Origin of the sequence: Granulicella cerasi, from assembly GCF_025685575.1 — a bacterium.
Taxonomy (GTDB): Bacteria; Acidobacteriota; Terriglobia; order Terriglobales; family Acidobacteriaceae; genus Granulicella; species Granulicella cerasi.
Genome location: NZ_JAGSYD010000001.1, coordinates 442,125 through 463,900, shown reverse-complemented (window position 1 = coordinate 463,900; position 21,776 = coordinate 442,125). Strand labels below are relative to the sequence as shown.

19 protein-coding genes are annotated in these 21,776 nt (G+C 62.5%); 6 read left to right on the top strand and 13 right to left on the bottom strand.

The window, feature by feature from the left end; all coding sequences use genetic code 11:
* Positions 1 to 51 precede the first annotated feature (51 nt).
* The 11 genes from OHL11_RS01860 to rpmH form a co-directional block, all read right to left on the bottom strand.
* Positions 52 to 1,134, bottom strand: coding sequence for an NHL repeat-containing protein (locus tag OHL11_RS01860; protein WP_263369774.1), 1,083 nt, complete (start codon positions 1,132 to 1,134; stop codon positions 52 to 54).
* Positions 1,135 to 1,309: 175 nt separating this feature from the next.
* A complete protein-coding gene (ychF, locus tag OHL11_RS01855; protein WP_263369773.1) occupies positions 1,310 to 2,410 on the bottom strand; it encodes a redox-regulated ATPase YchF in 1,101 nt (366 codons plus the stop codon).
* A 189-nt stretch (positions 2,411 to 2,599) separates the two neighbouring features.
* Positions 2,600 to 4,237, bottom strand: coding sequence for a DUF5715 family protein (locus tag OHL11_RS01850; protein ID WP_263369772.1), 1,638 nt, complete (start codon positions 4,235 to 4,237; stop codon positions 2,600 to 2,602).
* 387 nt (positions 4,238 to 4,624) lie between these two features.
* Positions 4,625 to 5,032: a c-type cytochrome domain-containing protein gene (locus OHL11_RS01845; protein ID WP_263369771.1), complete on the bottom strand. Its 408-nt coding sequence runs from the start codon at positions 5,030 to 5,032 to the stop codon at positions 4,625 to 4,627.
* A 93-nt stretch (positions 5,033 to 5,125) separates the two neighbouring features.
* On the bottom strand, positions 5,126 to 5,980 hold the full coding sequence (locus OHL11_RS01840) for a sugar phosphate isomerase/epimerase family protein (protein WP_263369770.1): 855 nt from the start codon (positions 5,978 to 5,980) through the stop codon (positions 5,126 to 5,128).
* A 355-nt stretch (positions 5,981 to 6,335) separates the two neighbouring features.
* Entirely contained in the window at positions 6,336 to 6,974 is a 639-nt protein-coding gene (locus OHL11_RS01835; RefSeq protein ID WP_263369769.1) for a Jag family protein, read from the bottom strand.
* Between the two features lie 144 nt (positions 6,975 to 7,118).
* On the bottom strand, positions 7,119 to 8,930 hold the full coding sequence (yidC, locus tag OHL11_RS01830) for a membrane protein insertase YidC (RefSeq protein WP_263369768.1): 1,812 nt from the start codon (positions 8,928 to 8,930) through the stop codon (positions 7,119 to 7,121).
* A gap of 410 nt (positions 8,931 to 9,340) precedes the next feature.
* Positions 9,341 to 10,084 (bottom strand): energy transducer TonB, encoded by a 744-nt coding sequence (locus OHL11_RS01825; RefSeq protein WP_263369767.1) that lies wholly within the window; start codon positions 10,082 to 10,084, stop codon positions 9,341 to 9,343.
* Between the two features lie 69 nt (positions 10,085 to 10,153).
* On the bottom strand, positions 10,154 to 10,435 hold the full coding sequence (gene yidD / locus OHL11_RS01820) for a membrane protein insertion efficiency factor YidD (RefSeq protein WP_263369766.1): 282 nt from the start codon (positions 10,433 to 10,435) through the stop codon (positions 10,154 to 10,156).
* A gap of 51 nt (positions 10,436 to 10,486) precedes the next feature.
* The gene (gene rnpA, locus OHL11_RS01815; protein ID WP_317890609.1) at positions 10,487 to 10,882 is read right to left on the bottom strand and encodes a ribonuclease P protein component; all 396 of its coding nucleotides are present in this window, start codon (positions 10,880 to 10,882) and stop codon (positions 10,487 to 10,489) included.
* Positions 10,883 to 11,037: 155 nt separating this feature from the next.
* Positions 11,038 to 11,193: a 50S ribosomal protein L34 gene (rpmH, locus tag OHL11_RS01810; protein ID WP_263369764.1), complete on the bottom strand. Its 156-nt coding sequence runs from the start codon at positions 11,191 to 11,193 to the stop codon at positions 11,038 to 11,040.
* Between the two features lie 584 nt (positions 11,194 to 11,777).
* Between rpmH and dnaA the strand changes: the two genes are divergently transcribed.
* The 4 genes from dnaA (at position 11,778) to OHL11_RS01790 (ending at position 16,018) form a co-directional block, all read left to right on the top strand.
* Positions 11,778 to 13,190: a chromosomal replication initiator protein DnaA gene (gene dnaA, locus OHL11_RS01805; protein WP_263369763.1), complete on the top strand. Its 1,413-nt coding sequence runs from the start codon at positions 11,778 to 11,780 to the stop codon at positions 13,188 to 13,190.
* A gap of 237 nt (positions 13,191 to 13,427) precedes the next feature.
* A complete protein-coding gene (locus OHL11_RS01800; RefSeq protein ID WP_263369762.1) occupies positions 13,428 to 13,784 on the top strand; it encodes a hypothetical protein in 357 nt (118 codons plus the stop codon).
* A gap of 54 nt (positions 13,785 to 13,838) precedes the next feature.
* Positions 13,839 to 14,384: a hypothetical protein gene (locus OHL11_RS01795; protein WP_263369761.1), complete on the top strand. Its 546-nt coding sequence runs from the start codon at positions 13,839 to 13,841 to the stop codon at positions 14,382 to 14,384.
* Between the two features lie 65 nt (positions 14,385 to 14,449).
* Positions 14,450 to 16,018 (top strand): sialate O-acetylesterase, encoded by a 1,569-nt coding sequence (locus OHL11_RS01790; protein WP_263369760.1) that lies wholly within the window; start codon positions 14,450 to 14,452, stop codon positions 16,016 to 16,018.
* Positions 16,019 to 16,260: 242 nt separating this feature from the next.
* On the opposite strand, the gene ilvA is transcribed toward OHL11_RS01790, so the two are convergent.
* Positions 16,261 to 17,499, bottom strand: a complete 1,239-nt coding sequence (gene ilvA, locus OHL11_RS01785; protein ID WP_263369759.1) for a threonine ammonia-lyase — start codon at positions 17,497 to 17,499, stop codon at positions 16,261 to 16,263.
* Between the two features lie 441 nt (positions 17,500 to 17,940).
* Between ilvA and asnS the strand changes: the two genes are divergently transcribed.
* Complete coding sequence (asnS, locus tag OHL11_RS01780; RefSeq protein ID WP_263369758.1) at positions 17,941 to 19,284, top strand: asparagine--tRNA ligase; 1,344 nt, start codon at positions 17,941 to 17,943, stop codon at positions 19,282 to 19,284.
* 123 nt (positions 19,285 to 19,407) lie between these two features.
* Here asnS and OHL11_RS01775 read toward each other — a convergent pair whose 3' ends face one another.
* Positions 19,408 to 20,592, bottom strand: coding sequence for a hypothetical protein (locus OHL11_RS01775; protein WP_263369757.1), 1,185 nt, complete (start codon positions 20,590 to 20,592; stop codon positions 19,408 to 19,410).
* Between the two features lie 204 nt (positions 20,593 to 20,796).
* On the opposite strand from OHL11_RS01775, the gene OHL11_RS01770 reads away from it, so the two are divergent.
* Positions 20,797 to 21,555 carry a glycosyltransferase family 2 protein gene (locus tag OHL11_RS01770; protein ID WP_263369756.1) on the top strand — a complete coding sequence of 253 codons (759 nt, stop codon included), beginning with the start codon at positions 20,797 to 20,799 and terminating at the stop codon, positions 21,553 to 21,555.
* Positions 21,556 to 21,776: the final 221 nt, after the last annotated feature.

Sequence of the window (21,776 nt, the reverse complement as noted above, 5' to 3'; positions counted from 1 at the left end):
CGCCACGGCGAAGATTCTCACCGTGGCGTCATCCAACGTACTGCTGCGGGGCTAGCGCACCGTGATGAACGTAGACGGATTCGTCAGCGCACCGACTGTCGTCGTGAAGCCCGGTGCGACATTGCCGCTGACGCTCGGGGCAAAGCCCAGCACCTGGAAGGTGCCGCGCGTGAAGTTGTAATTCAGCGCGTAGACGTTATTGACCTTGTCGGTAGCAATCATGCCCGCGTAGGTGAGCCCGGTCGCCGCCCCCGTGATCGTCTTCGTCGGTGTTGCCGCGCCGGTTGCGCCGGCCGGGTACAACGCAAGCTGCACGTTGGAGGCTCCACTGCTCGTCAACGCTTCCTCCGCCGCCCACAGGTTCAAGCTGGAATCCACCGCCACGCCCATGATCGAACCGCTGGAGTAGGTGATCGTCCGCAGCGGCGTTACGTTGCCGTTCGACGCAGCCGCGAAGATGCGCACCGAACCCGTTGTGCTGGTGTCGCCGTTCGCCACATAGATGCTTCCCGCAGAGTCCACGGTGAGCGCGACCGGGCTGGTGATGCCAGTGTTCGTGCCGTAGATCGTCGCCGCAGGCACGGTGGCGCTGGTGGCGGTCGAAGGCGTGGCGTAGACGTTCACGCCGTAATCGCTCAGCACATAGAGCTGGCCGTTCTTGTCGACCGCTGCGGCATAAGGCTCATCGAAGTACGTCGTAGAACCCACCACACCCAGAATCGTCGTGGTCGGCGTCGCAAAGCTCGTCGAGTTCGCGGGGAAGACCAGCACCTCTGGCGTGACTACCGTGGCGCCTGTCGTAGAACTCGTCGTATAAAGCGCGCCGGCCACGTACTCGACACCGGTGTTCGGATCGAAGGCGATCGCATCGGCCACAAAACCCGTAGGCAATGACAGCGCGGTCGCCGCCGCAGAACCGATCGGCACGTTCACCTGCTGGGTCACATTGACGTTGCTCGGATAGTTCAGCGTATAGGCCGTGGCCGCGCCACCACTGACGAGCGGCGTTCCTGTGACGGTGGTTCCGTTGCCGCCCACGGGCGGACTATCGTTCGAGCAGCCTGCGAGCAGCAGGACACAAGACGCGGCAACAGCCGCTGTAACACGGGACGAGAGGACCGAGGCGATTCGCATGGGCAAAGTGCTCCTGAGGCTTGCTTGCAATGAAACTGTACACAGGCAAACCCGGTTTGCACAGCGAAGTCTCTCGCCTTGCGAAGAATTATTTCCAGAGAACGCCGCTGCCTTCAGCGTGATCAAAACAAACGAGGCGCCCCAAAGGACGCCTCGTTTCCTGAGCGCAAAAGTCTTACACGTTGAACTTGAAGAACATCACGTCGCCGTCCTTCACCACGTATTCCTTGCCTTCGCTCTTCAGCAGGCCAGCATCTTTCACAGCACCTTCGCTGCCCAGGCGGAAAAGATCTTCGCAGTTGTAGGTGTCGGCCTTGATGAAGCCGCGCTCGAAGTCCGAGTGGATGACGCCTGCTGCGCCGGGCGCCTTCGTACCCTTACGAATCGTCCACGCACGCACTTCCTGCACGCCAGCGGTGAAGTAGGTGATCAGCCCCAGCAGCTTGTAGGCCGCGTGGATCAGCCGATTCAGGCCCGGCTCTTCAAGGCCAGCGGCGTCGAGGAACTCCTTGCGGTCCGCAGGATCGAGCAGCGAAATCTCCGACTCCATCGCACCGCAGATGCGCACCACCTGCGAACCATCTTCCTGCGCGCGCTGGTCTACAAGCTTGGTGAACTCGTTGCCGTCTGCGATGCTGCCTTCGTCCACGTTCGCAACATAGAGCATCGGCTTCATGGTGATGAGGAAGAGGTCGCGTGCGATCAGTTTTTCGTCATCGGTGAGGTCGGCGGTGCGAGCGGGCTTGCCTTCGGCGAGTACGGCCTGCAGCTTCTTCACAGTCTCGAACTCGAGCTTGGCAGAGGTGGGAGCGTTCGCAGGCTTGGCAGCCTTCTCGGCCTTCACCAGGCGCTTCTCAACGCTCTCCAGATCGGCCAGCAGCAGCTCGGTGTTGATGACGTCGATGTCGTGCAGCGGGTTCACACCACCGGCAACGTGAATGATCTCGTCATCCGCGAAGCAGCGCACGACGTGCAGAATCGCGTCCGTCTGGCGGATGTGCGAGAGGAACTGGTTGCCGAGACCTTCACCCTTCGACGCGCCTTCAACGATGCCCGCAATATCGACGAACTCCATCGTCGTAGGCACGATCGAGTTCGGCTTCACCATGCTGACAATGCGGTCCATGCGCGTGTCCGGCACGGGCACGATGCCGACGTTCGGGTCGATCGTGCAGAACGGATAGTTCGCCGCCTGCGCTTCGGCCGAGGTCAGCGCGTTGAAGATGGTGCTCTTGCCCACGTTGGGCAGTCCGACAATTCCGCAATTCAAAGGCATGGGTAGGTAAGTCTTTCCTGGCTTTCTAAAACTTCGACTCTTCTATTGGAACATGCGGCGCAGCTTGTGTGCGATGCTCCGCCGCGAAGGAAGCGGCGATGGCAGCGCCACCCCTCGCGCCCAAGCAAAAGACCCGGCCGAGGCCGAGTCCCTTGTTTTGCTCCACGCAACTTTTACAGCGCTTCCGGTCTACTGGGCATCATCGGCCGCGTTGTCAGCCTGATCCCGCGCGGCACGACGAACTGCAGCGGTTTCGATGCGCGGCGACGTGGCCTTCTTCTTCGGCGAGCCGCCACCATACGAGCGGTACACGCTGATGTGGAAGCAAGCCTGCTGGAACTCTTCCTCGACGTCGATCTTGCCCGCCTGCATCAACGGCAGCAGGTAGGCGCGCATCCACGCCAGCTGAGCGTTGCTCATGCCGCGCTTGCCGAAGTCGATGGCCTGACCGGTAAGGTGCGGCGAAGCGGTATCGCCTTCCACCGCAGCGGCATTACCATTCGTGCGCTGCAGGCGAAGCTGGTAGCTGATCGTGCGCACGGCCGAGTTCACCTGCAAGGCCACGCCGAAGCGCGACTCATAGGCCTTGGCCATATCGCTCGCAAAGCGCACCGTCCACGGACGAGCGTAGCGGCGGTTCACCGGCAGATCACCGTTGACGTGCAGATACTCGGTCTCCGGCAGACGCACCAGGCGGTGAGCCTCGATGGAGTCCTGCAGATCATCTTCGTTGCGCAGACGATCCAGCCCAGCGGCGTCAGCCATCTGGTTCTGGTGCACGAGAATCTCACGCGAGCCTTTGAGCGCCGCCGGCATGATCAAGCGGCCGCCGCGCGAGTACAGCGCGGGCATCACCTGCGGCTTCACCACCTCGTCGGTGATCTCCGCCGTCTCTTCCACCGTGGGAGCAGGCGTTGGCGCGGGGGGCGGCGTGGCCTTCAACAGCGGATCGTTCTTGTGCGCGGCCATGGTGCGCGCCAGCGTGCGGTGCGTCGGCACCGGAGCGCCTTCTGCGCCAAAACCATCGACGCGGTTCGCCGCTGCGAGCGTCGGCGCGCTGGCGGGCGTCGGGGCCGTCACGGCTGCCTTCACTGTCTTCGGTGCGGGCTGCTTGATGACGATGCTCTGCTGCGTGTTCGTCGGCTGCGTGTCGTCCATCTCATCCGGATGCGACTCGCCCGAAGCGAAGGCGGTGTTCTCGGTGGTGGCGCGGCCCGTGGCTCGAACGAAGTCGTCCGTGGTCAGCTTCTTCGGCGCGTTGTTCCAGACGGTCTTCGGCGCGGGTACAGGGTCATTGTCGGCGACTTCTACAGGCGCGGGAGCGGCCTTGCGCACTTGCCGGTGGGTTACGACGCGCTCTTCACCAAGCGGCGTATGGCCTTCCTTCGCGGCGAGCTCCATCGCGTTGCCGCGCTTGCTCCTGCTGCCACGCAGGGAGTCCTTCGGTTCCGCCTTGGCGAGCTCGCGAGCGTTCTTCGCCGCAGACTTGCTGCCGCGCGCGCGCTTCATCTCCACCGGTTCGACATCATCGTCGTGGCGGTTGCGCTTGGACTTCGTGGACTTCTTCGTGTCCACAGCCTTCGCGTTTTTCTTGTCAGAGGAAGAGGACTTGCTCTTGGCGCTGGACTTCTTGCCGCCGTGGGCGCGCGACGGGGTCGGCTCCTGGTCCTGCGCGACGGCGCGAGTGTGTGCACGACTCGCGCGCGTCATGGCCATAGCGGCCTGGGGCCCGAGCATACCCACCAGCAGAAGCGCAAGAAGGGCGACGGCGTTGACCGGTTGGCCTACGCGCGAAGCGCCGAAGACGGCTCGCTTTGAGAGATGCATAAGTTTTGGAAGCGGCCGCAGAGCACCGCCAGAGCCCTTTCAGGCTACTGCTCCTGCAGCGCCTGCGGTAGTGGCGAGCAAGATTCGTGCCGTGATCGGCACCACAGGGTGAGAAGGTTTTAAGGAGGGCAAACAAAACACGACGCCAGCACGCTACAACCCGCGTCCCCATCCAACGCGACAACCCGGGTGCCCCACATGCAACGCTGCAAACCGGGTGCCCCACATCTGCGCTTTTGCAGATGTGGGTTCGCAGGACGCCTCAGGATGCATCAAGCGCTCAGAGAGCGTAAACATTCTCGCCGCTACTGCGCAGACACAGGTCTCCAGGTTCGCGGCGATATGTGCCTCGCCTCGCGCCTAAACCCTACACCCTATCCCCTGTCCCTAGTCGTTCGGCATGATCGCCCCTGCCTTCACCCAGGCGGTGACGGTGGCGATTTCGGCATCGGTCAGCTTGCTCTTGGGCGGCATCGGCATGGGGTCATTCGCCGGGCCTTCGTGGCGGATCAGCTTCACCAGCAGCGAGTTTGGATCGCCGGGCGTCAGCACGGAGCCATCATGGCCACCCTTCATCAGGCCGGCCTTCGTATCCATCGAAAGCCCGCCACGGTGGTTCATCCCGGCGTGGCACTTGTAGCAGTTGGCTACGAATATCGGCTTCACCTGTTGCGTGTAGAACTCCGGCGTCGCCGGGTTGGCCTGTGCGGCAACGGGAGTCGCGTGGAAGCTCGCGTACATCGCGGTTCCGGTAACAGCAGCTACAGCAAGAGCAGCGAACAGCGAACGAGACATCGGCGTGCAGTTCTCCTATAGGAAGCTCAAACCCTCGAGAGGGTCAAAAGTAGCAAGGGGTTTCTACCGCGATGGTAGCAGAGGAGAACGGGCCTACTCGCTGAGGCGATCGATCGCAGCGCGGACCTGCTTCACCGCCGCGTCGGCGTCGAAGCCGAACTCGTGCGACAGCTCCAGCACGCTCACCAGCGGCGGCGTGGCGGCCTTCGTCAGCATCGACACTTCCGCCCAATCGATGGAACCCTCGCCCGGCCACAGATGTTCGTCGCGCATGCCCTTGTTGTCGTGTACATGCAGCTCGCGCAGGCGGTCGCCGAAGGTCGCAAACGCCTTGGCAATCGCGCTCTTGCCGCTCTCGTGGTCCATGCCCTGCAGGTGCGCGTGGCCCAGATCCAGGCAGAAGCCGACAGAGTCGAAGTGGCCGATCTTCACGATCTCGACCAGGTGTTCCGGCGTGGCGACCGCGTTGTTCAAATTCTCCAGCAGCAACTGCACGCCGAGAGGGCCGGCAAACGCCTTCAGGTGTTCGATCGCCGTGAGGGAGTCGTCGATGGCGCGCGTGCTCCACTGCTCATCGCCCAGGCCGAGGTGGATCACCGCAGCGGTGAACGGCACCTGCTCCGCGGCTTCAAGCGCGCGCTTCGTCTCGTCCATCGCAAGAATGCGGTCGCCCTTGTTCGTGCTGATGAGGTTCAGCGTCGGCGCGGTGTGACGACTCCAGTCGCCGCCGTCCTCCGGCGAAAAGAGCGGCATGTGCAGCGACGCGGCCATGTCGTTGGAGCCGAACCAGTTCGCCATCTCGCGCACCGCGTGGCGGTCCGTGTAGTCGAAGTGATGACGCGCGGCGAAGATCTCGATCTGGCGCGCGCCCGACGAGGCCAGCGTGTTCATCAGCGCAGGCGTAAGTCGCTGCGGCAGGACCAGATGCGAAGAAAGACCGAAGGACATGGCAGAGCTAGGCTAGCGCATCCCCCGGTGGAAACGGCGAAAAGCGAGAGGACGAGGGCAGGGCCCAGGGTCCAGGGCTTAGGGCTCAGGGCTCAGGGCTCAGGGCTCAAGGGGGATCGGGACAAAGCATAGCGTCGGGAAGGCACAGCGGGGTTGGCGCGAGAACGGACGGGTGCCCCAGGTCTCGATTTTGAGACCTGGGTTCGCAGGATCTCCCCCAAGAGAACACCCTCGATCAGCAACCCCACCCGGGAGGCCTTCACCCACCAGGACACAGACTCGAAAATCCCCCCAAAACGTAGAAAGAGGCACTCGATCGAGTGCCTCCTCCATTATGTATGCCTGTCGCAAAATCCTAGCGCCGTCCGCGTCCACCGCCGCCGCGACGATCACCACCGCGTCCGCGATCACCACCACGGCCGCGATCGCCACCGCGACCACCGCCTCCCGCGCGACGATCCCGGAAACCGCCACCACCGCGGCGATCATCCTCGCGCGGAACAGCGGCGCCTGCCGGGTAGAGCACCACGAAGCGGCGTGCGCCTTCGCCCGAGCTCGCCGTCTGCAGGTCAGATTCCTTCAGGAACATGTGCAACATACGGCGTTCACGCGAGTTCATGGGCGGGAAGTGGTAAGGCTTCTCCGTCTCCTTCACGCGAGCGATGCCGTCCTCGGCCATGCGGCGCAGCGAGGAAGCGCGCTCGGCTTTAAAGCCGTCGGCATCGAAGCTGATGCGGTCATGGTCCTCGGCTTCGAGACGCAGGGCCTTTGCGGCCACGTGCTCAAGAGCGCGCAGCAGTTCGCCGTCGCGCTCCAGCATCAGTTCTGCATCGGGGCCCTTACACTCGACGTAAATATCGCGGCGTTCGAACCCATCCGGGTCGGCTGCGCCAGCGCCAGCGGTAATACGGTACTTGAGTCGAAACCCGCCTGGCCCGGTCAAGGTACGCATAAGCGAGGCGATCGTGGTTGCGGCTTGCTGCAGGTCGTCCATAGTCTCCCGTTGGTCTCCGTTCAGATCGAAGCCCCGTTCGAGTGTTGTTCTGCCGTTTGATTATGACGCACAAAACAAAGGACGGGGTAGCCGTCCTTTGTTATCTACTTCGGTTATCGTCGTCGAACGACGTCTAAGTGTCGTCTAACGCCGGGTTTGCGGCTTCGCTTGAATTGTTTTCCCGGTCGCCTTCGACTTTGCATTTTTCTCGGCCACGGCACGCATCTCCTTGCCGAGAGACGTTCGGTTCGTCACCTGCTGCTGCAGGATCATGATCAGGTTGCCGATGTTCCAGTACAGCGCCAGACCCGAAGCGTAGTTCCAAGTCATGTAGAGCGAGAACAGCGGCATCGTGAAGGCCATCATGCGGGCCTGCGCCGGGTCCACACCGGGGCTCGGCGTGTAAAACTGCACGAGGAACGAGCTGAGCGCCAGGATGATCGGCAGGATGTGATACGGGTCGCCCGCCGACAGATCATGCAGCCAGAAGAAGTGCGCGTGGCGAAGCTCCACCACGCGCTGCATCATCGTCAACATCGCGAAGAGCAGCGGCAAGGTGAGCAGCGTGGGAATGCAGCCGCCGAACATCGAGACGCCGTTTTCCTTCTGCAGCGCCATCACTTCGGCGTTCATCTTCGCGGCCTTCGGATCGGTCGGGCCGGGGTTTCCGTGGCGCGCCTTGATCGCGTTGATCTCCGGCTGCAGGCGCTGCATCTTCAGCATGCTCTTCATGCCCTTGATGCGGAGCGGCAGCATGAGCAGGTTGATCAGGATCGTGAAGACCACGATTGCCCAGCCCCAGCTCCAATTACCCGGCTGCGGATTCGCCGGCGCAATCGCCGAGTGCACGGCGCGCATACCGAGGAAGAGCGCCTTCGAGATCGGTCCCCACATGCCGAAGTCGATCAGCGAGGTAAGCTTTTCGCCGCTCGTCGACTGCACGGCCGTCAGCACAGCCCAGTCCTTCGGGCCTACGAAGATGCGCGTCTGCACGCGGCCGGACTTCGCACCCATCGCCGCGCCGATCACCGGCACTTCGATCGGCTTCTTCGCCGAGACGGTCGGCACGCCGTTGTGGCGCACGACCTTGTTGATGTCGATGTTGCGCGAGAACGTCACGAGCGAAGCGTCGTCGACGTTGTCCGGCAGGAAGACCGCGCTGAAGTACTGGTCAGCCACGCCGAGGTAATCCCACGGGCCGTTGAGCGTAGCGCCGCCGGAAACCTTCTTGAAGGCGATGTGCTCGTCCTTGCCCTTCGACGAGGTGTCGATGGTCGCGTTCGCGTAACCGAGCGCATCCGCCTGATCGCCAAAACCGGCAGGCCAGGCCAGCGGAGCCGCGATCGGCGAACCGTTGCGCAGCACCTGCGTGTCGGCGTGCACGACGTAGTCGGCGCCGAAGCTGAAGGTCTTCGTCACCTGCAGATCGCCGGCAGCGTACTTGAAGGTCACCGAGGCGGGGGCCGCAACGTTGCCGGTTGCCGAGGCTACGTAGAGGCCCGAAGCCAGCGCCTTCGTGATCGCGGGATCGTAGGTGTAGAGCGAGAGCGGATAGCCGTAAAGCTTCGCCGCGCCGTCATGCACGAGGTCGAGCGGCTGGCCGTCGGTGTCCTGGTAGCGCTTCAGAATCCACGAGCGGACTTCGCCGCCGCGGTTCGAGAAGGTGATCTTGTAGAGCTCGTTCTGCACGACGGTGGTCGTTTCGGCAGCGGCCTGCACGGTCTCCGCGGTAACGGGAGCGCCCGGCGCGATGGCGCTGGCAACGGGGCTGGGCGTGCTGGAGGAAGCGGGGGCGGTCGCTGCGGTGTCCGCAGGCGAGGCCGTCTGCGGGTTGTGCTTGGCGCGCCAGAACTGCAGACCGGCAATAAGGCCGATCATGACGATCATCATCACCATGAACCCGCGGTTGTCCTGCGAACCGCCGCCGGTCTGGTTGGGATTGCGATACTCGGGCAAGGGGAATCCTGTTCTTCGCGGGGTCTCTCAACGACTGCTCTGGAGACGCAAAACCGCTACTCCACATTGTAGAGGAGCGCAGGAAAATTAGGGTTTCTGAGCGGTTACCGGATGGGGTACGAGCAAGCAGTGGTCTAGGGTCTAGGGTCTAGGGTCTAGGGTCTAGGTGAATGATCGCGTCACCACAAACGGGTGCCCCATGTCTCGACTTTTGGAGACATGGGTTTCCAGAGAAGTTTGAGGAGACCACGAACAGGAAGTCCGCGACTTCAGTCGTACCCATAAAACTCACCTCAGCGGCTGAAGCCCGGCGTTCATACGGACGTGACAATAAGCTCTAACGCAGACCCCGCAAACAAATCTTTCGCGGGGCGCAAGATGACAGCGAGACCCCGCACGCTCACCGCGAACTATATCCCGCCGTTCGACCGGATGTTCACCACGATCACTGTGTCCACTTCCGTAGGCACGCCGTTCAGAACGTAGGGGCGATATCGCCACGTCTTTACCGCATCCAAGACCGATTGTTGCAGCACCTGCGGTCCGCTCACGATCTTCAGATCTTTGACCTTCCCATCGATACCGATGAGCGCGCGCAGCACGACCGAACCGTTGGTATGCGTCGCTCGCGCTTCAGCGGGATACACCGGTGGCGTCTTACTGATGAGTTGACTCGCCATGACGCCTGACGGTATGCGGGCAGGACCGCCGTCTGAACCGTGCTGGGGTTTGTCATCGAGGTTGAAGTTCACCATGATGGTGGTCTGTACATCAACGGGCTGGCCATTCAGCATGTACGGGCGGTACTTCCACGCGCTCACGGCGTCCACCGCGCCTTTGACAAGTAGATCCGGGCCGCTGATCACTTTCAGGTCGGCGATCGAGCCCTCTTTGTTGATGATGGCGCGCAAGATGACGGTACCGCTCACATGCGCGAGCTTCGCTTCAATCGGATAGACAGGATTCTTCTTCTCAATCAGAAGGCCAGCGGAAACGCCACCCGCGATCCGCACCGGCCCGTCTGACATCTCGACTGAACCAGACGGGCCGAGAGCAGCTTGCGTTGCTGAAGGTGGAGCCTGAGCAGGCTCGGGCTGCTGGGCCTGGACAACGGCGGCAGAGACAAGAAGGGCAAGAGGCAGGAATCGCTTCACGGTGCAGCTCCGGATGAGTAGAAGGTTGGAGCGAGTCTACCCTACGGCATCTACACGTTGATCAACGCCCTAGGGCACGGGGTCGTGTCCGCCTTCGCAGAACGGGTGGCAGCGTGCCAGTCTTCGCGCAGCCAGCCATGAACCCTTGGTCCAGCCATGCTTCACCACGGCGGCGTACGCGTACTCCGAGCATGTCGGCAGATATCGGCAACCGGAGCTGCCAAAGGCCGCCAGCGTGGGCGACAGCGTTCGCTTGTACGTGGTGAAGAGCGCACCCGCGAAGCGCTCGCGGCGCGTGGGCGCGCCTAAGGGCGGGGGGACAGCGGCCGGATTGATCCCGTCGGCATCCATGCATCCATTAAACACCCAAAGAAACGCCCAGGGTCAGCTATAGATCCAAAGTCAGCCGTTGAAGGTCGCGGAGGTACCGGGCTTGCTGCCGCCGAGCTTCGCTGCTGCGGCGCGGAAGGTGATCGCCACCTCGCGGTCCAGTGCAGCGTAGTCGCAGTCCTTGACGGTGCGCTTCGGATGCAGAATCACATCCACCGGCAGGCCTTCGAGCTTGTCGATGTGCAACCGCACGCACTCGCGCAGACGCCGCTTGATGCGGTTGCGATCGACCGCACCGCCAAGCGCCTTGGGCACCGTGATGCCAACGCGCGGCCCCGGCGTCTCGGAACGCGTCTCCGCCGCGCGAGGCGCAGCGAAGTACGCCAGCAGTTTGCCGAACTGCTTGCGTCCGGCAGCGGCATAGGCGCGCTGGTAGTCGGCGTGTTTGCGAAGGCGGTGCTGAAGCAAGGCTCGGGACTCAGGGGGCCCAGGGTTCAGAGAAAGCTCGCTGGGCCCTGGACCCCGGACCCTGCACCCTGTTTTGAGACACACAAAGGCGCTCACCTGTGGAAGATGAGCGCGCTTGGGATGAAGCGAAAAGCTGTTTTCTGCAGGCTCGCGAACTAGTCGCGGTAGCCGGCCGAAACAGCGATCTTGTGACGGCCCTTCGCGCGACGGCGCGAGAGAACCTTTGCACCAGCTGCGGTCTTCATGCGGGTAAGAAATCCGTGGACCTTGCTACGACGGCGGCGGTTCGGCTGAAAAGTGCGCTTAGGCATGTTCTTTGTCCTTGCTTCGAAAACTGCTTCGAAATCTTGAGTGTTTTGAGCGCCAGCGCAGATGCGCGCGCTTCATGGCCGCTAGCTCAGCCTTCACTTCAGACCGGCATCGGACGGAGGAAACCACACGTCCGGCAGCAAGTTCTGAGTATAGCTATGACCGTGGAAAAGAGCAACTAAATTCGCCCTCAAACTGCAGGCCCCGGCGATAAAAGAACGCTCTGTGCAAAGTTTCACCACGGACGGTGCAACCCGAAAATTTCTTCCCGTCGAGCGTCATTTCTCTGCTCGACAGCCTGTGAATTACTGCTACTATCAAACCCGTTCTGACAATGAAACCGCGCACGACGCGCAACACAACCGGGACTTCAGTTTTGCATTTTTCTCCGCGCTGTTAACGCAGCAAAGACTTCCAACAACACGAACTCCACAGGCGCTCCGCAGAGTTTTCCTCACGGACAGCTAGAGATTCTGTTTGTTCTTTTGCTCCATTGCACCCCTCTTCCTGGGTAATACCGCAGCCTGAGCACCATCACTTGCTGCACCCCGCAGTGAAACATTACAGAGAGTAAGGAAGATCGCACATGTCATTTGTTCCGGTTCCCGCCGCCGTGCTGAACCAGTGGGTTCGCATTCTCGGCGCGCTTGAGAAGAAGATCAACCGGCAGAGTTTCGAGACCTGGCTAAAGCCCACTCGCTTCTCCCATGTCACCGACCGCGTGCTCTACGTGCGTATCCCGTCCGAGCAGTTTCAGGCCGTCCTCGACCGCTACACCGATCTGATCATGGAGGCCGTGGACAACCTCGGTCTCGAGCTCGACAACGTAGTTTTTCAGGTGCCGCCGCAGGAGCCCGCGCGCATCGTTCGCGAAGATGGCGGCTTTGCCCCGCAGTCCTCGCACTCCGCCAACGCACCGCGCTCCGGCCGCACCGGCGGTATGGGCGTCGGCCCCGAGCAGTCGCGTTTTGACTGGAACTCAGCCGCGCAGCTCAACCCGCGCTATCAGTTCGACACCTTCGTCATCGGACCGGGCAATCAGTTCGCACATGCGGCCTCGCAGGCCGTGGCCGAGCGCCCCTCCAAGGCCTACAACCCGCTCTTCCTCTACGGCGGCGTGGGCATGGGCAAGACCCATCTGATGCAGGCCATCGGCCACCACGTGAAGCTGCGCACGCCGCACTCGGCGATCATGTACGTCTCGGGCGAGAAGTTCACCAACGAGATGATCAACTCGGTGCGCTACGACAAGATGACGGGCTTCCGCGATCGCTATCGCAACGTCGACGTGCTGCTGATCGACGACATCCAGTTCCTCGCCGGCAAGGAGCGCACGCAGGAGGAGTTCTTCCATACCTTCAACGCGCTGCATGAGACGAACAAGCAGATTGTGATCGCCTCGGACCGCCCTCCCAAGGAACTCGGCGACTTCGAAGATCGTCTGCGCTCGCGCTTCGAGTGGGGTCTGGTGGCAGACATTCAACCACCCGATCTCGAAACGAAGGTGGCGATTCTGCAGCGCAAGGCCGAGCTCGAACAGACGGTGCTGCCGTCGGACGTAGCTCTCTTCATCGCTGGCAACGTGCGTACGAACGTGCGTGAACTCGAAGGCGCGCTGGTGCGCCTGGTGGCGTGGTGCTCGCTGCATGGCGTAGAGATCACGCTGCCCACGGCACAGCAGTGCCTGAAGCAGTTCATCGACACACAGGTGCGCAAGATCACGATTGAAGCGATTCAGCGTGCGGTGGCCGAGCAGTTCGGCATGCGCGTCGCCGAACTCAAGCAGAAGAACAACTCGCGCCAGATCGTGGTGCCGCGCCAGATTGCGATGTACCTTGCCAAGCAGATGACGGAAGCGTCGCTGCCTGAAATCGGTCGTCAGTTCGGCGGCAAACACCACACGACGGTGATGCACTCGATCGCGAAGATCGACGAGCAGCGCCGTACTGACAAGGACCTGAACCGCACCGTCAACAAGCTGATGGAAACGCTCGGATAGGTGGGGCAAAGGGTTTAGGCCCACGGCCCAGAAAACAAGTAAGGCCGCCAGCGATGGCGGCCTTACTTCTTGAGCCGAAGCACCTCTCGAACCTCACAACAGACGGGTGCCCCAGGTCTCGCTTCTGAGACCTGGGTTTGCAGAATGCCTCAGGAATCGAATCCATCTCTTCACCTACGCTTTGACCGTGCCTGTGCCGTATGGGGCACGCGGACTTGTTTGCAACCCGCGCCGTGTATGCTGAACGCGATGACGCGTACGCGCTCCAAGTCGATGCTGCTGGTTGTGTGGGTGATGTGCGCCGTGATGGCGTGCCTCGCCGCGAACCCGCCGCACTGCGATCTTTGCGATGCGCTGCCTTTTGTGGCCGATGGCACACACGCGACCCTGCATCATCACGCGCCGCTGGCGCAGGACAACTGCAGCGGCGTATGCGCCTGCTGTGCTCTGGTCGCCGTCATCCGTGGGGTTTGCTTCGCCCTTCCCACGCCTCGCACGCAAACCGCTACGTTGCGCGCCTCGCTGCGAGTGGATGCTCCACGCACGCGGGCGATCACACTCTTCCGCCCTCCACGCCTCTCGTTCTCCGCCTAGCCCGAGTATTTCGAGCCGCCCTTGCGCGGTGCCCACAACTCGTTTGGAGAACCTATGCGTCTTGCATTTCGCGCGCCTGTGCTGGCGTGCGCCTTTCTGTTGTCTTCGCTTCCACTGCTAGCGCAGAAGCCTTCTACTCAACCCTTCGCAGAGGACGACGATCCGCTCGTCACGCTGGAACTCGGCGCGGCGACGAGTTGGAATACCACCGGTGGTGCTGCTACTTTCGCGCCAAGCATCGCCGCCGAAACTACGCTCGTCGAGAATTGGCTCGAGGTCGAGGCCGGGCTTTCGACCTTCTATACGCGCAACTCCAGCGAGTACGACTCAGACTTCATCGTGAAGAAGCCGTGGACAATTTCGCACGGCGCGGAGTTCATGCTCGGCCTGGGGCCAAGTTGGTCGTACACACGACAGGCGGGCGTTGGCAACAACACGATCAGCGGCGAGGTCGCGGGGGACTTCATGTTCTGGCCGGTGAAGCGGCACAAGTTCGGCTGGTATCTCGAGCCGTCCTACGAGCGGAGCTTCAACTCCGGGCATCAGCAGTCGCTGAATCTTTCGGCAGGATTGCTGATCGGATTTGGCCGAAGAAAGTGAGGCGCGGCGGCTTCACGCTAAGATGGTTCCGCTGCTGGAAACGTTTTTCACGGGAGATTTCCTCGATGAAGCTGAAGTCGGCGCTCGCCGCGTTGTTGCTTGCCTCGTCTGCGCTCGCCTGCGCGCAACTGCGTTTGCCGAACACCTTCTCCGACCACGCGGTCGTGCAGCGCGAGCGGCCGATTCGCGTCTACGGCTGGGCGTTGCCGGGCGAGCAGGTGAGCATCGCGTTTCATCAGCAGAACGTGAAGGCAACCGCCGACGTGTACGGCTACTGGGAGACGACGCTTGCGCCGGAGGCTGCGGGTGGGCCGTACACGCTTACCGCAAGCGGCGATGAGGCGGGTGACACGCCCGTGACGCGCCAGGACATCCTCATCGGCGATGTGTGGCTCGCCAGCGGGCAATCGAACATGGAGATGCCGCTGCGTGGCTTCCCAAGCGGCAACGCCGTGGTGAAGGACGCGGAGAAGGAGATCGCCAGCGCGACGCATCCGCGCATTCGCCTGCTGGTGCAGACGCGCCGCGGCTCGACCTATCCGCTGGAGGAAACCGACAACACCTGGACGGAGTGCACGCCCGACACGGTGCGCACGTTTTCAGCGATCGGCTACTTCTTCGCGCGCGAGATCGAGGCGGACCAGCATGTGCCGATCGGCGTGATTGACGCTACCGGCGGCGGCACGCCGGTCGAGGCGTGGACCTCGCTCGACATGGCCGCGGAGCTGGGCTATCGCTACGAGATGTTTGACCGCCTCGACGGCGCGCGGCTGCACGCGCAGGCTGCGGCGACCGCAGAGCGCAAGGCGCGGCTCAGCGCCGCCGACAAGGCCGGGCACGCGCCCGCGACGACAGACCTCCCGCATGATTTGCAGGGCGTGAACCGCGATGACTGGGCGATCGGCTCGCTGTACAACGGCATGATCGCGCCCTACGCGCGGCTCGCGGTGCGCGGCGTGCTCTGGTACCAGGGCGAGACGGACACGAATGCCCTGATGGCGCCCGAGTACCGCTATAGCTTCCCGGCGCTGATCGAGGACTGGCGCAGCCATTTCGGCGAACCGACGCTGCCGTTCCTCTTCGTGCAGCTTGCCGGCTTCACCGGCGGCGAAGGGTGGCCGGTGGTCCGCGACGCGCAGCGCCGCACCGAGGCCGAGCGCCGCGCCACGGGCATGGCCGTCGCGCTCGACGTCGGCATGGAGCACAACATTCACCCGGCCGACAAGCAGACTGTCGCGCATCGTCTCGCGCTGCTGGCGCGCGAGCAAGCGTATGGCGAGAAGCTCGATGGACACTCGCCCGCGCTGCGTCGCACGGCGGTCGAAGGCTCCGCAATGCGCGTGTACTTCGACCATGCCGAGCACCTGAAGTCGAGCACGAATGGGCTCGGGAACTGGGAGTTGCAAGGCGAGGACGGCAGGTTTCACGCGGCCACAGCACGCATCGAGCGCAGCGGCAAAGAGGACACCGTCGTAGTGGAGTCGAAGGACGTGAAGCTGCCGCGCGCGGTGCGCTACGCCTGGCGCGCCTGGGCTACGAGCTTCGTCTACAACGACGCGGGCTTGCCGCTCGGCACGTTTACCTCGCTCGGATACGCGACGCGTCCGCAGCCGCAGTACCCTGCGCTGCCGTAGTGTTTCGTCACCACACGAACGGGTGCCCCAGGTCTCGCTTCTGAGACCTGGGTTTCCAGAAAAGTTGGTGGAGATCGAAGATTTGGCGCAGCGAGCATTCTCGCTCTCCCACGTCTCCAAAAATCGAGACGTGGGGCACCCGACGTTGGTGGTTGTTCGATGTGGGGCACGACGTTGTTGGCTGTTCGACGTAAAGAACGACTAACCACTAACGACTAACCGCTTTTCACTCACGACGGCCCTTACTGAATGCGCGTGTGCTTGTAGCCCGCCTCGGTGAGCGCGTCCATCAGCTCGCGGATATGCTCACGACCGCGCATCTCCATGGTGAGATCGATGGCGGTGTCGCCGAGGTTCACGCCGTAGTACGCGCGGTTGTAGAGCGTGTCCACGATGTTCGCCTTGTGCGCGGCGATGAGCTTTGTGAGCTCCACCAGCGCGCCGGGGCGATCGAGCAGATGAATCTGCAGCCGCAGCGATCGGCCATCCTGCACCAGACCGCGCTCGATGATGCGCGAGAGCAGTGTGACGTCGATGTTGCCGCCGCCAACGATCACGGCGGTCTTCGTGCCGGCAGGCAGCTTCGCATAGCCTTGCAGCACCGCCGCGAGGCCTACTGCGCCCGCGCCTTCCGCCAGCGTCTTCTCGCGCTCGAGCAGCGTCAGAATCGCGCTCGCAATTTCGTCCTCGCTCACGGTGACGATCTCGTCGACATACTTCGCCACCGTCGAGAAGGTGACCTCGCCCGCGCGACGCACTGCGATGCCGTCGGCGATCGTCGTGCTTGCTTCAAGCGTCACAGGATGCCCGGCCTTCAGCGCTTCCGCCATCGAAGGCAGGCGCGAGGTCTGCACGCCGATGACGCGCACGTTGGGGTTCGACTCCTTCACCGCGCAGGCGATGCCGCCGATCAAACCGCCGCCGCCGATCGGCACCACGACCGCTTCAAGGCCTTCGATCTGCTCGAGCAGCTCAAGCCCGATCGTGCCCTGGCCTGCCATTACGAGCGGGTCGTCAAAAGGGTGGATGAAGGTCATGCCTTCGGCCTCGCACATCTTGCGGCCTTCGGCGTACGCAGCGTCGTAGTTCGCTCCATGCAGCACGACCTCGGCGCCGAAGCCGCGGGTGTTCTGCACCTTCACGAGCGGCGTGGTCTCGGGCATGAAGATCACCGAGCGAATGCCGCGCTGCGTCGCGTGGTAGGCCACACCCTGCGCGTGATTGCCTGCAGAGGCGGCCACGACACCGCGCCTGGCCTCATCTTCCGTCAGCATGGAGATACGGCTCAGCGCGCCACGCTCCTTGAAGGAGCCGGTCATCTGCAGGTTGTCGAGCTTCAGGTAGACGTCCAGCCCGGTCATCTTCGAAATCATCTGCGAGTGGTTGCAGGGGGAAAGGTAAATCGATCCTGCGATGCGTTCGCGCGCGGCGCGCACCATCTCGAGCGTGACGTCTACGGTAGCGGGTTGTACGGTTGCCATACTCTCCATGGTACGCGTGCGGAGAATGAGAGGGAGTCTACGAACGGGTGCCCCATGTCTCGATTTTTGAGACATGGGTTTGCAGGATCTATCAGGACGTCCTGACCTTACCTCGCCCGCATACTTTGTCATCCTGAACGCAGTGAAGGATCTGCTTGTCGAGAGCGGCGGAAGGAATCTGGTGGGGCTACGAAGGGTAGGGCACGACTTTAGTCGTGCCAATGATGTGGTCCCATGCCAGGGGCTTCAGCCCCTGAGGTGGGCTTGGCCAGGCATACCTCAGCGGCTAAAGCCGCTTGCACCAGAGAGGCTGTATCGGCACGACTAAAGTCGTGCCCTACCGTTCTTGCCGCGCATGCTTTTTCGCAACAGCCGCCGCCAAGCAGATCCTTGATGACAAATCAAAAAGCTGCCGGCGGAGAGCCTAGAATGAAAGGTGATATGGAACCCGTTACCGCACCGCTCACTACCATCGCCGAGGTCGGCAAGCACGTTGGCGAAGCCATCACGCTTCGCGGCTGGCTCTACAACCTGCGCGCCTCCGGCAAGCTGCTCTTCCCCATCTTCCGCGACGGCACCGGCACCATCCAGGGCATCGTGCCGAAGGCGCAGGTGAGCGAAGAGGTCTTCGCCACGCTCAAGGGCCTGACGCTCGAAAGCTCGGTGGTCATCACCGGCACGCCGCGCGCAGATGAACGTGCGCCCGGCGGCTTTGAGCTCGACGTCACCGACGTGAAGGTGACGCAGGCGATCCCCGAGGAGACCCCCTACCCCATCACGCGCAAGGAGCACGGCGTCGACTTCCTCATGGAGCATCGCCATCTCTGGATCCGCACGCCGCGCCAGAGCGCGATCCTGCGTGTGCGCGCGACGATCATGCGCGCGGCCGCCGAGTACTTCGACACCAACGGCTTCACGCGTACCGATCCGCCTATCCTCACGCCGAACGCCTGCGAAGGCACCAGCGAGCTGTTTGAGATGGACTACTTCGACGACGAGAAGGCGTACCTGACGCAGAGCGGACAGCTCTACATCGAGGCCACCGCGCTCGCGCTCGGCAAGGTGTACAGCTTCGGCCCCACCTTCCGCGCGGAGAAGTCGAAGACGCGCCGCCACCTCACCGAGTTCTGGATGATTGAGCCGGAGGTTGCGTACCTCGACCTCGATGGCTTGATGGGGCTTGCTGAAGGCTTCCTCACGCACATCGTGAAGCGCGTGCTGGAGACGCATCGCAACGACCTCGCGGTGATCGGCAAGGACATCGCGAAGCTGGAAGCTGTCGCGGCTCCGGGCGAGTTCCCGAAGCTGAGCTACGACGAAGCGCACCAGATGCTCGTGGACGCGCATGCGAAGGGCCTGATCGAAAACCCGCATGAGTATGGCGACGATTTCGGTTCGCCGGACGAGACGTACATCAGCAACCAGTTCGACAAGCCAGTGATGGTGCATCGCTATCCTGCGGCGGTGAAGGCGTTCTACATGCAGCCCGATCCGAAGGACCCGACGAAGGCCCTGTGCGTGGACGTGCTCGCGCCCGAAGGCTACGGCGAGATCATCGGCGGCTCGCAGCGCGTGGACGACTACGATCTGCTGAAGTCGCGCATCGAAGCGCACGAGCTGCCGATGGACGCGTTCCAGTGGTATCTCGACCTGCGCAAGTACGGCTCGGTGCCGCACTCGGGCTTCGGCATGGGTATTGAGCGTTGCGTGGCGTGGATCTGTGGGCTTGAGCATGTGCGCGAGACGATTCCGTTTGCGCGTACGTTGAACCGCATCTATCCGTAAGACTTCGACAGCAAAGCAAAAGAACGCCTCACTGCAACGAGTGGGGCGTTCGTCGTTTGCGCAAAAGATAAGCCTCACCAAGACGGTGAGGCTCTCCGAGTGGTGGAGCTGCTCAACGATTGCTTAGAAGCCTTCCACCTCAATCGCATTCACGCCAGGGAAGGCCAGCGAGATCGGGCGGCTCATCGCACGGGTGCGGCCGAGCTTCACGAACGCGATCGCCGCGCGCAGGCCGAGCGGTACACGGCCATCGGGCCACAGCTCGCTTGCGGGGCGCATGATGCCGTTCGCATCAGGATGGAACACGCGCTCATCCCATCGCTGCCAGCCCGCCATGAACTGCGGGAAGTCCGTCACCGCATCGAGCGTCGAAGCGACGATGCGCTGCTCCCACGGATCGCGATACTGGTTCATGAAGTGCACGTGGCTCACGCGATCGACGCGTATCTCTTCGACGAACTCCGAGAACGTCGCCGCACTCGTCAGGTTGATGTTTGCGTTGGCCTCAAGCCCATGACGATCTCCACCCGAGATGAGCAGGTAGCCCAGCTCACGTGCGAGGCGCGCGACCTCGTGGTTCTCTTGCGCATGACGCAGGCCGTTCAACTCCAGCGCGTGGACGCAGCCGCCGGCGAGTGAAAGGAAGCGGCGCACCTCGCGCAAGTGCAGCGCCGCGCCAACCTTATGCAGGTCCCACGAAGGATGGTTCAACACGAGCAGCACCTGGTCGATCTCATGCAGCTCGCGCAGCATCGTGACCAACTGCGCATCGAGCGCGGTGACGTTTTGCTGCTGCCTGCGTGCTTCATGCGCGGCCGCCGTGTAAGCGGCGAAACGCTGCATCCATGCGGCCGCATGACGCGTCGGCAGGTTGTGCACGCCGAGATGAAAGACCGACTCGCCAAACGGCGCAGACCACTCCGTGGACATCGGAATGTGGCGCGAAGAAGGCAGCGTGCGCAGCAGCTGCGGCGCCTCCATCGAGTCATGATCGGTGAGCGAAACCAGCGGCTGTAGCCAGAGCGCAGCGATCTGCTGCGCTTCCAGCTCATAGGCCATGCGCGGCTGCAGCGGCGGACGCCAGTTGGCGCGCTCGAAGTTCAGCTCAATGCCATAACGCTCGCGGCTCAGCTTGCTGTACTTGTCGAGTACCGGCTTCAACCCCGGAATCCACGCACACGCGGAGTGCACGAAGTCGAGCGTCTCTTCCGAAACCGACGTGTGGCTATGCAATGAAACGCCGGTGGCGTACTTGGCGATCGCGTTGGAGTCTTTCCAGTTCGTCGTTACTTGAGTGCGCGTCTGCATCGGTGGTCCTCCACGTGGAGTAGGCCTGACGTACACGTTCAAGTTGCACGAGATTTGCGACAGCGGTGTAAGTAGTTTGCAAACGCTTCGTAAATTACAAAGCTGGAAGCCAGTTAGGTTCCACGCAGTGTATATGCAGGGAAATCACATGACTGCAACCTGCGCTTCGCGTGCCTGCAACAATGCGCGGCTAACGTGCAAGCCATGCGCCTTAGCTTTGTCGTACCCGCGTACAACGAAGAAGCCACGCTCGCCGAGTGCATTGAGTCGATCCTCGCGCAGACTGCGCAACTCACCGAACCAGCACAAATCGTCGTCGTGAATAACGCCTCGAGCGATGGCACGCGCGAAGTCGCGCTGCGCTATCCGCAGGTGACACTCGTGGACGAACCGCGCAAGGGACTCACCTACGCACGACAAGCAGGACTCGCCGCGGTGGATGGCGACATCGTCGCGAACGTCGATGCAGATTCGCGCCTTACGCCCGGTTGGGTGGCACGCGTACTTGAGGCCTTCGCGCAGGACGAGAAGCTCGTCTGTCTCTCGGGCCCGCTCGTGTACTACGACCTCAGCGCAACGCAGCGCGGCATGGTCTCGCTCTTCTACCGCTTCGCTTGGTGCACGTATGCGATGAACCGCTGGGTGCTGCGCGTGGGCTCCATGGTGCAGGGCGGCAACTTCGCTGTGGCACGTCGCGCGCTGCTTGAGATTGGTGGCTTCGACACGAGCATCGCCTTCTATGGTGAAGACACCGACATCGCGCGCCGCCTGAGCGAAGTGGGCCCGGTGCGCTTCACGCTAACGCACAGAATGTTCAGCTCGGGTCGCCGCCTGCGCAAAGAAGGTGTGGCGACGATGGCTGCGAAGTACACGGTGAACTATCTCTCCACCACGTTCCTCAAGCGGCCTGTCACAAGCGAGTACATCGACATCCGCGAAGGCGAAGTCGTCTCGCGCTCGTAGTTTCGGACACCTGCTTTTTTCCTGAAGTCTCTCTGGAAACCCAGGTCTCAGATGCGAGACCTGGGGCACCCATTCGTTCGGCTACGAAATGCTTGAGCGGCCACGAACGTCGGGTGCCCCACGTCTCGGCTTTCTGAGACGTGGGAGAGCGATGATGTTGGTGGAGCCAGACTCTCCGGTCTACGCGAGGCTCTCTGGAAATCCAGGCTTCAAGAATCGAG

Bases quoted from the DNA above. Each gene is read 5' to 3' on its own strand.
- ychF (WP_263369773.1), bottom strand. From the start codon at position 2,410: ATGCCTTTGAATTGCGGAATTGTCGGACTGCCCAACGTGGGCAAGAGC.
- dnaA (WP_263369763.1), top strand. From the start codon at position 11,778: ATGTCATTTGTTCCGGTTCCCGCCGCCGTGCTGAACCAGTGGGTTCGC.
- OHL11_RS01790 (WP_263369760.1), top strand. From the start codon at position 14,450: ATGAAGCTGAAGTCGGCGCTCGCCGCGTTGTTGCTTGCCTCGTCTGCG.
- asnS (WP_263369758.1), top strand. From the start codon at position 17,941: ATGGAACCCGTTACCGCACCGCTCACTACCATCGCCGAGGTCGGCAAG.
- OHL11_RS01845 (WP_263369771.1), bottom strand. From the start codon at position 5,032: ATGTCTCGTTCGCTGTTCGCTGCTCTTGCTGTAGCTGCTGTTACCGGA.
- OHL11_RS01850 (WP_263369772.1), bottom strand. From the start codon at position 4,237: ATGCATCTCTCAAAGCGAGCCGTCTTCGGCGCTTCGCGCGTAGGCCAA.
- OHL11_RS01775 (WP_263369757.1), bottom strand. From the start codon at position 20,592: ATGCAGACGCGCACTCAAGTAACGACGAACTGGAAAGACTCCAACGCG.
- OHL11_RS01770 (WP_263369756.1), top strand. From the start codon at position 20,797: ATGCGCCTTAGCTTTGTCGTACCCGCGTACAACGAAGAAGCCACGCTC.
- rpmH (WP_263369764.1), bottom strand. From the start codon at position 11,193: ATGCCTAAGCGCACTTTTCAGCCGAACCGCCGCCGTCGTAGCAAGGTC.
- OHL11_RS01800 (WP_263369762.1), top strand. From the start codon at position 13,428: ATGCTGAACGCGATGACGCGTACGCGCTCCAAGTCGATGCTGCTGGTT.
- OHL11_RS01795 (WP_263369761.1), top strand. From the start codon at position 13,839: ATGCGTCTTGCATTTCGCGCGCCTGTGCTGGCGTGCGCCTTTCTGTTG.
- OHL11_RS01835 (WP_263369769.1), bottom strand. From the start codon at position 6,974: ATGGACGACCTGCAGCAAGCCGCAACCACGATCGCCTCGCTTATGCGT.
- OHL11_RS01860 (WP_263369774.1), bottom strand. From the start codon at position 1,134: ATGCGAATCGCCTCGGTCCTCTCGTCCCGTGTTACAGCGGCTGTTGCC.
- yidD (WP_263369766.1), bottom strand. From the start codon at position 10,435: ATGGATGCCGACGGGATCAATCCGGCCGCTGTCCCCCCGCCCTTAGGC.
- ilvA (WP_263369759.1), bottom strand. From the start codon at position 17,499: ATGGCAACCGTACAACCCGCTACCGTAGACGTCACGCTCGAGATGGTG.
- OHL11_RS01840 (WP_263369770.1), bottom strand. From the start codon at position 5,980: ATGTCCTTCGGTCTTTCTTCGCATCTGGTCCTGCCGCAGCGACTTACG.